Raw genomic sequence first — 15,018 nt, 5'->3', positions numbered from 1 at the left:
GCACGCCAGGGGCGGTACCGGTCACAGACCCCGCCCGGTCAGCCACCGCTGCACCGTGCCGGCAAGTTCCGGCCCCCGGTCGGCGACCATGCTGAAGTGGTCACCCGCCGCGTCCGCCACCTCGTGCGGATAGGGCCAGCGGGAGCGCCAGCCGTCCTCCTCGCCGGCCCACTCCCCCAGCGGCTCGCTGGCCCGGACCAGCAGGGTCGGCGCCGCCATCTCGACCGGCTGCCAGTCCAGGAACAGGGGCAGGTAGCCGGCCCACGCGGTCGTCCGCCAGTCGTCCATCGGCGTGTACGCGCTCTCCCGGTCGATCATCCCGTCGAGCAGCTGCGGCACCCATCCGCCGAGCACCTCGCTGTCCGCCGGGTAGGTGTCCATCAGCACCACCGCGTCCGGCGTCCGGCCCTGGCGCTCCAGCTCACCGGCGAGCAGGTTGGCCACCATCGCGCCGCCCGAGTGCCCGGCCAGCACGAACGGGCCGGCGCCCACGGCGCGCAGCACCGTGTCGGCGTGCACCCGCAGCAGGGCGTCGAGGTCGGCGGGCAGCTCCTCGCCGACGCCGAACCCCGGGTTGGGCAGGGCCCACACGTCGCGCACCCCCCGGAAGCCGGCGGCCAGTCGGGCGTACTCGTGGGCCCCGGAGAGCAGCGACATGGTGCAGCAGCACACCAGCTGCGCCCGGGCGTCCCCCTGGGCCAGCCGGAGGATGCCGGCCGGTCGGGTGAGCTGCGCCGGTTCGCTGAAGCTGGGCCGGAACTGGGCGAGCTTGACCAGGAGTTCGGCGTACCCGGCCGGATCCTCGCGCGCCTTCGGCTGGTTGAACAGCCCGCCGAGCAGGCCGCCACCGGCGCTCTCCGGTGCGCCGCCCCCGGCGGCGTCCGCCGCGTCCTCGGCGGCGTCCGCGCCGACGAGCTGACCGAGCAGGTGGCGGGCCAGCGCCGTAGGGGTGGGGTGGTCGAAGAGCAGGGTCGCCGACAGCTCCGCCCCGGTCTCCTGGCACAGCGCGTCGCGCAGCTCCAGCGCCGTCAACGAGTCGAAGCCGAGTTCCAGGAAGTCGCGGTCGGCCTCGACCGCGCCGGGCGAGGCGTGCCCGAGCACCGTGGCCACGCGTGCCCGTACCAGGTCCAGCAGGATCCGGTGCCGGTCGCCGGCCGGGACGCCGGCCAGCCGGTCGCGCAGCGCCCGGGCCGGGTCGGTGGCCTCGCCGCCGGACCCGGCGTCCCGGTCGGCGGCGACCACCGCCTCGGGCACGCCGCGCAGCAGCGGGCTGGGCCGGACGGCGGTGAAGGCCGGCACGAAGGCGGCCCAGTCGAGGTCGGCGACCGCGAGCTGCTCGTCGCCGCGGCCCACGGCCTGCTCTAACGCGGACAGGGCCAGCGCGGTGGGCAGCGGACGGACCCCCCGGCGTCGCAGCGGTACCGGATCGGTCACCTCGTCCGCCCAGGGCACCCACGCGACGACGGTGGCCGGCCGGCCGGCGGCGCGCCGGCCGGCGGCCAGGGCCTCCAGCCCGGCGCCGGCGGCGGCGGAGACGGCCGCTCCCCCGCTGCCCCAGACGGCGGCGGTGGAGGTGAAGACCACGAACTCGTCGACCGGCCGACCGGCGCAGGCCTGCTCGAGCAGGTGCACGGCGGCGGTGCGGGCGGCCACGGCGTCGGCCAGGTCGCGCGGCTCCAGCGCCACGACCGGGTCGCCGGCCCCGTCGGAGTCGGCGACGTGCAGGACGGTGCGGACCTCGGTGCCGGCGGCGGCCAGCCGGTCCAGCGCCCCGGGCAGCCCGTCGAGGTCGTCGACGCCGGTGACGGCGACGTCGCGGCCCAGGTCGGCGGGCGGCACGGAACCGACGACGACGAGGTGGGTCGCGCCCCGGTCGGCGAGCCACCGCAGCAGGTGCGGGGTGCGCACCGTCGCCGCCCCGTGCACCAGGACCGCGCCGCGGGGCCGCCAGTCCGCGTCGGCGGCGCCGGCCGGGGCGCGCGACAGCCGCCGCGCGTACACCCCGCCGGAGCGCACCGCGAGCTGGTCCTCGTCGCCGCCGGCCGCGACGAGCCGGGCGAGCACGGCGAGCGCGGCGTCGTCCGGCTCCGCCGGCAGGTCCACCAGCCCGCCCCACAGGCGCGGCTGTTCCAACGCCAGCACCCGACCCAGACCCCAGAGGTACGCGCCGGCCACGGCGGGCGCGGGATCGTCCGCGTCGACGGCCACCGCGCCCCGAGTCACCGTCCACACCGGCGCGCTGCTCCCGGCGCCGCCGAGGGCCCGCACGAGCGCGGCGGTCGCGGCCAGCGCGGCGGTCCCGGCCGGCTCCCCCGCCGCCAGCAGCGAGAGCACGGCCGACGGGGTTCCCCCTACGGGCAGGGCCCCGGCGATCTCGTCCGGGTCGTCGGCCACGGTCACGAGCACCGGGGTCAGGCCCTCGGCGCGCAGGGCGGCCAGCACGGCGTCGGCGTCGGTGCCCGCGCCGGCCACCACCAGGCAGTCGCCGGCCGGCGCGGTGCCGGCGGCGGGCGGGGCGACGCGGGCCCAGTCGGCGCGGTACCGCAGGCCGTCGAGCTCGGATCCGCGGCGCCGCCGGTCCCGGTAGGACGCGAGGGCGGGCAGCAGCTCGGCGAGCGCCTCCTGCCGGCCGCCGTCGAGGCCGAGCGTGGCGGCCAGCGCGTCCGGCCGGCCCGCCGCCACGGCGGCCCAGAACTCCTCGTCGTCGCCGGCGGCGGGTTGGATGAGGTCGACGGTGGGCGGGTCCGGCCAGTAGCGCTCGTGGTGGAAGGCGTAGGTGGGCAGCTCGACGCGGGCGGCGTCGCTGCCGGCGAAGAGCGCCGGCCAGTGCACCCCGGCGCCGCGCAGGTCCACGGCGGCGAGCGCGGCGAGCAGGGTGGCCGCCTCCGGCTGGTCCCGGCGGCCGAGCGGTACGAAGGCCGTGGGCTCGACGTCGGGCAGGCACTCGCGGGCCAGCGCGGTCAGGGCGCCGTCGGGGCCGAGTTCCAGGAAGGTCGCGACACCGGCGGCGGCCAGGGTGGCGACGCCGTCGTGGAAGCGGACGGTGTCCCGCACGTGGTCGACCCAGTAGCCCGGGTCGGTGGCCTGGGCGGCGGTCAGCGGCTCGCCGGTGCGGTCGGAGACGACCGGCAGGGTCGGCGGATGCCAGGTGACCTTCTCCGCGACGACCCGGAAGTCGGCCAGCATGGCGTCCATGCGCGCGGAGTGGAACGCGTGGCTGACCCGCAGCCGGCGGGACCGCCGGCCCTCGGCGGCCAGCCGCCGACCCGCCGCGAGCACGGCCTCCTCGTCGCCGGAGAGCACCACCGAGCGGGGGCCGTTCACCGCGGCCAGCGACACCCGCTCGTCGAGCAGCGGGAGCACCTCGGCCTCGGCTGCCCGTACCGCCAGCATCGCCCCGCCGACCGGCAGCTGCTGCATCAGCCGGCCCCGGGCGGCCACCAGGGCCGCCGCGTCGGCCAGCGACAGCACGCCGGCGACGTGCGCCGCGGCCAGCTCGCCGACCGAGTGCCCGAGCAGGAACTGCGGGCGCAGCCCCCAAGCGGTGACCAGCCGGTAGGCGGCGACCTCGTAGGCGAACAGCGCCGGCTGGGTGAACTCGGTGCGGTCCAGCAGCGCCGCCTCGGGCGAGTCGGCCCCGGCGAAGGCCACCTCCCGCAGCGGCCGGCTCAGGTGCCGGTCCAGTTCTCCGGCCACCTCGTCGAACGCGGCGGCGAACACCGGGAACCGGCGGCACAGCTCGGCGCCCATGCCGGGGCGCTGGGCGCCCTGGCCGGTGAAGAGGAACGCGACCTTGCCGGCCGGGCGGGCCACCCCGCGTACCACGCCGGGGGCGTTGCGCTCCTCGGCGAGGGCGCGCAGGCCCGACAGCAGCGCGTCGCGGTCGTCACCGATCACGGCGGCCCGGTGCGGCAGCGCCGCCCGGGTGGTGACCAGCGAGCACGCCACGTCGGCCGGGGCCAGGTCGGGGTGGGCGGCGAGATGGTCGAGCAGCCGCCGGGCCTGTCCGGCCAGGGCCGGCGCGGACCGGGCGGAGACGACCCAGGGGGCCGGCGGGGCGGGCGTGCCGGCCGGCCGGGCGTCGTCGGTGTCCGCCCCGACGGCCTGCTCGATGATGACGTGCGCGTTGGTGCCGCTGATCCCGAACGCGGAGACCCCGGCCCGGCGCGGCTGCCCGGTCTCCGGCCAGGGCTGCGCCCCGGTCAGCAGGGACACCGCCCCGCTGTTCCAGTCGACGTGCGGGGTGGGCTCGTCCACGTGCAGGGTGGGCGGCAGCATCCCGTGCCGCATGGCCAGGACCATCTTCATCACCCCGGCCACGCCCGCCGCCGCCTGGGTGTGCCCGATGTTCGACTTCACCGACCCCAGCCACAGCGGCCGGTCGGCGGGGCGCTCCCTGCCGTACGTGGCCAGCAGCGCCTGCGCCTCGATCGGGTCGCCGAGCGTGGTGCCGGTGCCGTGCGCCTCGACGACGTCCACCTGGTCGGCGCTCAGCCCCGCGTTGGTGAGGGCCTGCCGGATCACCCGCCGCTGGGACGGGCCGTTCGGGGCGGTCAGCCCGCTGCTCGCGCCGTCCTGGTTGACCGCGCTGCCGCGTACCACCGCGAGGACCGGGTGGCCGTTGCGGCGGGCGTCGGAGAGCCGCTCGACCAGCAGCATGCCGGCCCCCTCGGACCAGCCGGTGCCGTCGGCGGCGGCGGCGAACGACTTGCACCGGCCGTCGGTGGACAGGCCGCGCTGGCGGGAGAACTCCACGAAGACGGTCGGGGTGGCCATCACCGACACCCCGCCGACCAGCGCCATCGTGCACTCGCCCAGCCGCAGCGCCTGGCAGGCCAGGTGCAGCGCGACCAGGGACGAGCTGCACGCCGTGTCCACGGTGACCGCCGGCCCCTCCAGGCCCAGCGCGTACGAGATCCGGCCGCTGGCGACCGCGGCGGCGCTGCCGGTGCCGAGGTAGCCCTCGACGCCGCCGCTGACCCCGGTGAGCAGCGCCGCGTAGTCGCCCTGGCTGCTGGTCGCCGCGTACACGCCGGTGGGCGCGCCGCGCAGCGTGGTGGGGTCGATGCCGGCCCGCTCGAACGCCTCCCACGCGGTCTCCAGCAGCAGCCGCTGCTGCGGGTCCATGGCGAGGGCCTCGCGGGGGCTGATGCCGAAGAAGGCGGGGTCGAAGTCCCCGGCGGAGTAGAGGAACCCGCCCTCGCGCACGTACGACGTGCCCCGGCTGTCGGGGTCGGGATCCGGGTCGTAGAGCGCACCCAGGTTCCAGCCCCGGTCGTCGGGGAACGCCGACATCGCGTCGGTGCCCGCCGCCACCAGGTCCCACAGCTGCTCCGGCGACCCGACGCCGCCGGGGAACCGGCAGCTCATGCCGATGATCGCCACCGGCTCGCTGAGCGCGGCGGTCAGCTGCTGGTTCTGCTGCTTGAGCTTCTGGTTGTCGAGCAGGGACGCGCGCAGCGCGCCGACGACCTCGTCCAGGGAAACACTCATCGGGGGCTCCTCAGGGCCGGCCGGGTCACGAGTCGGAGCCTTCCAGGGCCATCCGGACCAGGCCGGCGACGTCGAGTTCGCGGATCTGGGCCTCGGGCGCGGGCGACGCGGCCGGGGCGGCGGGCGCCACGGCCGACGGGCCGGCGCTCGTGCGGGCCAGCTGGAGCAGCTGGTCGAGCAGGCCCGCCTGACGCAGCTCGTCCAGCGGGATCGCGGCGAGGGCCCGGCGGACCGACTCCTCGTCGCCGCCGTCGCCGACGTCCGCGTCGCCGTCGGCGAACAGCTCCTCGTACAGGTGGTCGGCCAGGCCGGCCGGGGTCGGGTAGTCGAAGACGACCGTGGTGGGCAGGTCGTGCCCGGTCGCCGCGGTGAGCAGGTTACGCAGCTCCACGGCGGTGAGCGAGTCGAAGCCGAGGTCCAGGAAGCCCCGGTCGGTCTCGATCGCGTCGCCGGAGGGGTGGCCGAGCACCTTCGCCGCGTCGACCCGCACCATCTCCAGCAGCGCGGCCCGCCGTTCGTCGCCGGGCAGCGCCCGCAACCCGGCGAGCAGGTCCCGGGCGACCGGCGCGGACGCGTCCGGCGTCTGGGCGGGGGCGGCGTCCAGCTCGCGTACGGCCGGCAGCTCCGCCAGCAGCGGGCTGGGTCGCAGCGAGGTGAACAGCGGCTGGAAGGTGGCCCAGTCGACGTCGGCGACGGTGACGCAGGTGTCGTCGGCGGCCAGGGCGTGGCGCAGTCCGGCCATCGCCACGCCCGGCGGCATCACCCGCAGGCCGCGGCGGCGCAGCTGCTCCGCGGCGCCCTCGGTGTACATGCCCGACTCGGTCCACGGGCCCCACGCCACGGACGTGGCCGGCAGGCCCCGGCCGCGCCGCCGCTCGGCGAGCGCGTCCAGGTAGGCGTTGCCGGCCGCGTACGCGCCCTGCCCGCCGCTGCCCCACACCGCCGAGATGGACGAGAAGAGCACGAACGCGTCCAGCTCGGTGTCGTCGAGCAGCTCGTCGAGGTGCTCGGCGCCGGAGAGCTTCGGGGCGATGACGTACGCCAGGTCCTCCAGGGTGGTGTCGGCCAGCGGCACCACCTCGCTGACCCCTGCGGCGTGCACCACCGCGCGCAGCGGCGGCCCCTCCCGCCGCAGGTCGGCCAGGAGTTCGGCCACGGCGCCGCGGTCGGCGGCGTCACAGCGGGCGACCCGGCAGTCCACGCCGAGACCGGTCAGCTCGGCGAGCAGCTCGGCGGCGCCCGGGGTGTCGGTGCCCCGCCGGCTGGTCAGCACCACGCGTTGCGCGCCGGCGCCGGCCACCCAGCGGGCCACGTGCCCGCCGAGCGCGCCGGTGCCGCCGGTGATCAGCACCGTGCCCCGGGGCTGCCACGGCGCGGGCTCCCCGTCGGTGGTGGCCGGGACGAGCCGCCGCACCAGCACCCCGGAGTCGCGGACGGCGAGCTGGTCCTCCACGCCGCCGCCGGTGAGGAGGCCGCCGAGGCGCATCGCCGTCCACGGCTCGAGGTCGGTGGGCAGGTCGACCAGCCCGGCCCAGCGGGTGGGCTGCTCCAGCGCCGCCACCCGGCCCAGGCCCCACAGCATCGCCTGCCGCGGGTTGGCGGGGACGTCGCCGTCGCCGGTTCCGACGGCGCCCTGGGTGACGCACCACAGGCGGGCCGGGGCGTCGAGGTCGACGAGCTGCTGGAGCAGGTGCACGGTCGCGGCGAGGCCGCGGGGCAGCGCCGGATGCTCGGCGTGCGGGGCGTCGTCCAGGCCGAGGAAGGACAGGATCGACAGCGGCCCCTCGCCCGCGCCGAGCGCCTCGGTGAGCACGTCGGCGAACCCGCCGCACAGCTCGTCGGGGTCGGCGGCGGTGTCCACGGGCACGATGCTGACCTCGGAGCCCAGCGCCCAGGTGCAGGAGTTCAGGTCGGGGTCGTCCGCCCGGTCGGCGGGCAGCAGCACCAGCCAGCGGCCGGGATCCTGCTCCTGCGGGGTCTCCGCGATGGGCTCCCAGACGACACGGTACCGGCTGCCGTCCACGAGGGCCCGCTCCCGGCCGCGCCGCCGCCACGCGGACAGGGCGGGCAGCACGGTGCCGAACGGCTGGTCGCGATGCACGTCCAGGTCACGGGCCAGCGACTCGAGGTCCTCGGCCTCGACGGCCGCCCAGAAGCGGCGCTCGACCTCGGTGTCCTCGTCCTCGGCGGCCAGGCTGGCCCACGGCGGCGGCTCCGGCCAGTAGCGCTGCCGGTCGAAGGTGTAGGTGGGCAGGTCGACCCGCTGCGCGCCGGTGCCCGCGTAGAGGGCGGACCAGTCCGGGGAGACGCCGTGGGTGTGCAGCGCGGCGACCGCCCGCAGCAGGGTGGTCGGCTCGGCACGGTCCCGGCGCAGGGCCGGCACGACCAGCGGGGGCCGCCCGCCGGTCGGGGCGTCCTCGGCGAGGACGGCCTGGGCGAGGGCGGTGAGCACCCCGTCCGGGCCGATCTCGACGTAGCCGGTGACGTTGCGCTCCCGCAGCGCCGTGACGGCGTCGGCGAAGCGTACGGCGTCGCGGGCGTGGCGCACCCAGTAGTCGGGCGTGCCGATCTCCGCCACGTCGACCGGCGCGCCGGTGACGGTGGAGATCATCGGGATGGTCGGGGGCGCGTAGCGCAGCCGTCCGGCGACGGCGGCGAGGTCGTCGAGCACCGGATCCATCAGCGGGCTGTGGAACGCGTGGCTGACCGTGAGGCGCCGGATCCGTACGCCCCGGGCGGTCCACTCGGCGGCCAGTTCCTCGATCGCGTCGCCGGCCCCGGACACCACGACGGCGGCGGGACCGTTGACGGCGGCGACGGAGACCCGCGCGGCGCGGTCGGCGAGCGTGGCGGTCACCTCGGCCTCGGTGGCGGCGATGGCGAGCATCGCCCCGCCGGCCGGCAGCGCCTGCATCAGCCGGCCCCGGGCGGCGACCAGTTCGGCGGCGTCGGCCAGGGAGAGCACTCCGGCGGCGTGCGCCGCGGCGAACTCGCCGATGGAGTGCCCGGCGACGGCGTCGGGGCGCACGCCCCACGCCTCCAGCAGCCGGAACAGCGCCACCTCCACGGCGAAGAGCGCCGGCTGGGTGAACTCCGTGCGGTCCAGCGCCTCGGCCTCTGCGGTGTCGGGCTCGGCGAAGAGCAGCGGCTTCAGCGGGCGGGGCAGGTGCGCGTCGAGGGCGGCACATGCCTCGTCCAGGGCGGCGGCGAAGACGGGGAACGCCTCCGCCAGCTCGCGACCCATCCCGGCCCGCTGGGCGCCCTGCCCCGAGAAGAGGTACGCCACCTTCGGCCGGGACGCGGCCACGCCGGTCACCACCAGCGGCGAGTCCTCGCCGGCGCCGAGGGCGCGCAGTCCGGCGCCCAGGGCGATCCGGTCGGTGGCCAGCACGACGGCGCGGTGTTCCAGGGTGGCCCGGGAGACCGCCGACGACCAGCCGACGTCGACCGTACGCGGCGCCTCCAGCCCGGTGAGCTGCTCGGCCCAGCGCTCCGCCTGGGCGGCCAGCGCGGCACCGGTGCGGCCCGACAGCAGCACCGGCACCACCGGCAGCAGGGCCGGGTCGCCCGTGGGCTGCTCGACGACGGACGGCTCCGGGGCCTGTTCCAGGATGGTGTGCGCGTTGGTGCCGCTGATGCCGAACGAGGAGACGGCCGCGCGGCGCGGGTGGTCGGTGACGGGCCACGGGCGGCCCTCGTCGAGCAGCTCGACCGCGCCGACGCTCCAGTCCACCTGGTCGGTCGGCTCGTCGACGTGCAGGGTCTGCGGCAGGTAGCCGTGCCGCAGCGCCAGCACCATCTTGATGATCCCGGCGACCCCGGCGGCGGCCTGCGTGTGCCCGATGTTGGACTTGATCGAGCCGAGCCAGAGCGGCTGGTCGGCGGGCCGCTGGCCGTACGTGGCGAGCAGGGCCTGCGCCTCGATCGGGTCGCCGAGCTTCGTGCCGGTGCCGTGCGCCTCGACGGCGTCCACGTCGGCCGGGGTGAGGCCGGCGTTGGCGAGCGCCTGCCGGATCACCCGCTGCTGCGACGGCCCGTTCGGGGCGGTGAGCCCGTTGGACGCGCCGTCCTGGTTGACGGCGCTGCCCCGGATCACGGCGAGCACGGGGTGGCCGTTGCGGCGGGCGTCGGAGAGCCGCTCGACGAGCAGCAGGCCGAGGCCCTCGCCCCAGCTGGTGCCGTCGGCGGCGGAGGCGAACGCCTTGACCCGGCTGTCCGGGGCGAGGCCACGCTGCCGGCTGAAGCCGACGAACACCCCGGGGGTGGACATGACGGTGACGCCGCCGACGAGGGCGAGGGAGCACTCCGAGCGGCGCAGCGCCTGGCAGGCCCAGTGCAGCGCGACCAGCGACGACGAGCAGGCGGTGTCCACCGAGACGGCGGGCCCCTCCAGCCCGAGGGTGTACGACACCCGGCCGGAGAGCACGCTGCCGGCGTTGCCGGTCATCAGGTGCCCCTCGGCGCCCTCGGCGCTGAACATCAGGTTGCGGTAGTCCTGGTAGTTGGTGCCGACGAAGACGCCGGTGGGGCTGCCGCGCAGGGCGTGCGGGTCGATCCCGGCCCGCTCGATGGCCTCCCAGGACGCCTCCAGCAGCAGCCGCTGCTGCGGGTCCATGGCCAGGGCCTCGCGGGGGCTGATGCCGAAGAAGCCGGCGTCGAAGTCGGCGGCCCCGGTGACGAAGCCGCCCTCGCGGGCGTAGCTGGTGCCCTCCTTCTCCGGGTCGGAGTCGAAGAGCCGGTCGAGGTCCCAGCCCCGGTCGGTGGGGAACTCGCCCATCGCGTCGCCGCCGCCGGCGAGGAGCTGCCACAGCTGCTCCGGGGTGTCCGCCCCGCCGGGCAGGCGGCAGCTCATCGCCACGATGGCGATCGGCTCGTCGTCGTCGGCCGTGGCGGCCGGGGCGGGGGTGGCCACGTCCGGGACGGCACCGGTGAGCAGTTCGTCGAGGTGCGCGGCGAGCACCGTCGGGTTCGGGTAGTCGAAGGCGAGCGTCGCGGGCAGCCGCAGGTCGGTGGCGGCGGCCAGGAAGTTGCGCATGTCCACGGCGGTCAGCGAGTCCAGGCCGAGGTCGCGGAACGGCAGGGTGGCCGGGATGTCGTCGGCGGCGCCGTAGCCGAGCGCGGTGGCCGCGCACTGGCGGACCAGCTCCAGCAGCGTCGCGGCGCGCTCCGCCGGGGCGAGCCCGGCGAGCCGCCGCGCCAGGGCCGACGGTACGTCCGTCTCCTCCTCGGCGGCCTCCTGCGGGGCGGGCCGCGTCGCCTCGCGTACCTCGGCGAGGTCGCCGAGCAGCGGGCTGGGCCGGACCAGGGTGAACGCGGGGGCGAACCGGGCCCAGTCGATGTCGGCGATGACGGTGGTGGTCTCGTCGCGCCGCAGCGCCCGGGCGAGGGCCTCGACGGCCAGGTCCGGGTCCATGCCGACCATGCCGCCCCGGCGCAGCCGCTGCTGGGCGCGCTCGTTGTCGGCGGGCAGGCCGGCACCGCGCCAGGCGCCCCAGGCCACGGAGAGCGCGGGTCGGCCCTCGGCCCGGCGCCGTTCGGCGAGGGCGTCGAGGAACGCGTTCGCCGCCCCGTACGCGCCCTGCCCGGCGTTGCCGGTGGTGCCGGCGACCGAGGAGAAGAGCACGAAGGCGTCCAGGTCGAGGTCCCGGGTCAGCTCGTCGAGGTGCAGCGCGGCGGCGCACTTCGGCGCGGCGACGGTGTGCAGGCGCTGCGCGGTGGCCGTGTCGACGATCCCGTCGTCGAGAACGGCGGCGGTGTGCAGCACGGCGGTCACCGGGGCGTCGGCGGGGGCGGCGGCGAGCAGGTCGGCCACCTGCGCCCGGTCGGCGACGTCGCAGCGGGCCACGGTGACCCGTACGCCGAGGTCGGTCAGCTCCGCCTCCAGCTCGGCGGCGCCGGGGGCGTCCGGGCCGCGCCGGCTGGCGAGCAGGACGTGCGCGGCGCCGGAGCGGGCCGCCCACCGGGCCAGGTGCCCGCCCAGCCCGCCGGTGCCGCCGGTGATCAGCACGGTGCCGCGCATCCGCCAGGTGTCCCCGGCGGCTGCCGGCTCGGGTTCGGTGATCCGGGCGAGCCGGCGCACGTACACCCCGGAGTCGCGGACGGCGAGCTGGTCCTCGCCACCGGACTGGTCTGCGTCGTCGTCGCCGAGCGGGTCCTCGCCGCCGCTGGCGCCGAGCGCCGCGCAGAGCAGCGCGCCGGCCTGCGCGTCGAGGACGTCCGGCAGGTCGAGCAGGCCGCCCCAGCGGCCGGGGTGCTCCAGGGCGACGGCCCGGCCGAGCCCCCAGACGGAGGCGGCGACGGGGCGCGGCGCCGGGTCGTCGGGGCCGACCGCGACGGCCCCGCGGGTCGCGCACCACAGCGGCGCCTCGACGCCGAGCGCGCCGAGCGCCTGCACCAGCAGGGCGGTGCCCGAGGCGGCCAGCGAGGTCGCCGGGTGCTCCGGGTGCGCGCGTTCGTCCAGGCCCAGCAGTGAGAGCACGGCGACGGGGGCGTCCGGGCCGGCGAGCGCGGCGCCCAGCGCGTCGGCCAGCGCCGCCGGGTCGTCGGTGGCGTCCAGCGGCACGGGTACGACGTCCGCGCCGAAGTTGCCGAGTGCCGACAGCACGTCGGTGACCAGGGGGTCGTCGCCCAGTGCCGCGGGCACCGGGACGAGCCAGGTGCCGCCGAGCCAGGTCAGCGGCAGGTCGGGCACGGCCTGCCAGGTGATCCGGTAGCGCCACCGGTCGATGTCGGGCTCGCCGTCGGGCGCGGCGAGGAAGACCGGCGGCGCGGGCCAGTACCGGTGGTGGTCGAAGGCGTACGTGGGCAGGTCGACGGCGGGCGCGGCGGGGAGCACCTTCGTCAGGTCGACGGGCAGGCCGATGGCGTGGGCGGTGGCGAGGTTGGTCAGCAGCCGCGTCGGGTCGTCGTCGTCGCGGCGCAGACTGCCCAGGGTGTGGCCGGTGACGCCGGTGTCGTCGAGGATCGCCGTGACCGGCATCGTCAGCACCGGGTGGGGGCTGATCTCGATGAACGTGGTGTGCCCGGCGGCGACGGCGACCCGCACGGCGGCGTCGAACTGCACGGTCTGCCGCAGGTTGTCGTACCAGTAGTCGGCGCCCATGACGGTGGGTTCGGCCCAGTCCCCGGTCAGGGTGGAGACGAGCCGGGTGTGGCCGGCCTGCGGGGCGACGTCGGCCAGGTCGGCGCGGAGCTGCTCGGCGACCTCCTGGACGGCCGGCGAGTGCGACGCGTAGTCGACGGGGATCAGCCGGGCGCGGATCCCCTCGGCCTGGCACGCCTGCACCAGGTCGGCGACGTGCTGCGGCGGGCCGGAGACCACGACGGTGGACGGGCCGTTGACGGCGGCCACCCCGACGCCCGGGAAGGCCGGCAGCCGCTCGGCGACCGCGTCGGCGGACAGGTCGATCGACGCCATGGTGCCGGTGCCCCGCAGCACGGTCAGGGCACGCGAGCGCAGGGCCACGGCCTTCGCCGCGTCCTCGATGCTCAGGATCCCGGCCACGCAGGCCGCGCCGATCTCGCCCTGCGAGTGACCGACCACCGCAGCCGGGGTGACCCCGGCGTGCTGCCACACGGCCGCGAGGGCCATGCCCACGGCCCACAGCACCGGCTGCACGACCTCGACCCGCGCCAGCCACGACTCGTCGTCGCCGGTCAGCACCGACACCAGGTCCACGTCGAGGTACGGGGCGAGGGCCCGCTGGCACTCGGCCAGCTTCGCGTCGAACACCGGCGTACGACCCACCAGGCCGGCCGCCATCCGCGCCGACTGCGCGCCCTGACCGGGGAAGACGAATACCGGGCCCGCGCCGGGGCTCGCCGCCACGGCGGTGACCACGTTGCCGGCCGGCAGTCCGGCCGCGACCGCGTCCAGCCCGGCGAGCAGCTCGTCGGCGGTCGAGGCGACGACGGCGGCGCGGTGGTCGAACGTGGAGCGGGTGGCCGCCAGGGACCAGCCCACCGCGGCCGGGTCCGTGCCAGCCCGCCCGCGCAGGTACGACGCGAGCCGGGCGGCCTGCCCGGCCAGGGCGGCCTTCGACCGGGCCGACACCGGCCACAGCAGGGCGTCGGCGGCGACGAGACCGGGGGCGGTGTCGGACGGGCGTTCCTCGGCCGGCTCGGCCGGCTGCTCGATGATCACGTGGGCGTTGGTGCCGGAGATGCCGAACGAGGAGACGGCGCCGCGCCGTACCCGGCCGGTCTCGGGCCACGGCCGGGCCTCGGTGACCAGTTCCACCGCGCCGGCCGTCCAGTCGATGTGCGGGGACGGCGCGTCGACGTGCAGCGTCGCCGGCACGAGGCCGTGCCGGATGGCGAGCACCAGCTTGATCACGCCGGCCACGCCCGCGGCGGCCTGGGCGTGGCCGATGTTCGACTTCACCGAGCCGAGCAGCAGCGGCGGCGCCTCCCCCCGGTCCTGCCCGTACGTGGCGATGAGCGCCTGCGCCTCGATCGGGTCGCCCAGCTTGGTGCCGGTGCCGTGCGCCTCCACGACGTCCACGTCGGCGGTGGCGAGCCGGGCGGAGGCCAGGGCCTGGCTGATCACCCGCTGCTGCGCCGGCCCGTTCGGGGCCGTCAACCCGTTCGACGCGCCGTCCTGGTTGACGGCGGTGCCCCGGACCACCGCGAGGACGCGGTGGCCGTTGCGGCGGGCGTCCGACAGCCGCTCGACCAGCAGCCAGCCGACGCCCTCGGAGAACCCGGCGCCGTCGGCGGCGGCGGCGAACGACCGGCACCGCCCGTCCGGGGAGAGGGCGCGCTGGCGGCTGGATCCGATGTAGAGGCCCGGGGTGGCCATCACGGTCACCCCGCCGGCCAGCGCCAGGTCGCACTCCCCCGCCCGCAGCGCCTGCACGGCGAGGTGCAGCGCCACCAGCGACGACGAGCAGGCCGTGTCGATGGAGACGGCCGGCCCCTCCAGCCCGAGGGCGTACGACACCCGGCCCGACGCGACGGCCGCCGCGCCCCCGGTCATCGAGTGCCCCTCGTCGCCGTCCGGCGACATCATCAGCAGGGTGCCGTAGTCCTGCCCGTTGGTGCCGACGAACACCCCGGTCCGGCTGCCGCGCAGCGAGGCGGGGTCGATGCCGGCGGCCTCGACCGCCTCCCAGGACGTCTCCAGCAGCAGTCGCTGCTGGGGGTCCATCGTCAACGCCTCGCGGGGCGAGATGCCGAAGAAGGCGGAGTCGAAGTCCCCGGCCCCGTCGATGAACCCGCCCTCCCGGGCGTACGAGGTGCCCGGGTTGTCGGGGTCGGGGTGGTAGAGGCGCTCCAGGTCCCAGCCCCGGTCGTCGGGGAAGGGGGTGACGGCGTCCCGGCCGTCGCGCAGCAGCTCCCACAGGTCGTCGGGGTTGCGCACCCCGCCCGGCAACCGGCAGCTCATCGCCACGATCGCCACCGGCTCCAGTTCCTGGGACTGTGCCTCACTGAGCCGGCGGCGGGTGTCGTGGAGATCAGCCATGACCCGCTTGAGGTAGTCGCGGAGCTTGTCTTCATTGGCCATCGGAGTGCCGCTTCCTCGAA

At 77.1% G+C, this 15,018-nt stretch carries 1 protein-coding gene and 1 pseudogene; both read right to left on the bottom strand.

From position 1 onward, the window contains the following. Positions 1-21 precede the first annotated feature (21 nt). A pseudogene (locus CLT72_RS03145) lies at positions 22-5,493 on the bottom strand (type I polyketide synthase); the annotation flags it as partial. A gap of 25 nt (positions 5,494-5,518) precedes the next feature. Beyond that, the gene (locus tag CLT72_RS03140; RefSeq protein WP_101409428.1) at positions 5,519-14,998 is read right to left on the bottom strand and encodes a type I polyketide synthase; all 9,480 of its coding nucleotides are present in this window, start codon (positions 14,996-14,998) and stop codon (positions 5,519-5,521) included. Positions 14,999-15,018: the final 20 nt, after the last annotated feature.

The organism is Micromonospora sp. CNZ309 (assembly GCF_002846525.1).
Note: the sequence above shows the minus strand (reverse complement) of the source record. Positions and strands in the feature narration are given on the sequence as shown.

What these genes read in the sequence shown, in the direction of transcription:
- CLT72_RS03140 (WP_101409428.1), bottom strand. Translation starts at nt 14,998, where the DNA reads ATGGCCAATGAAGACAAGCTCCGCGACTACCTCAAGCGGGTCATGGCT.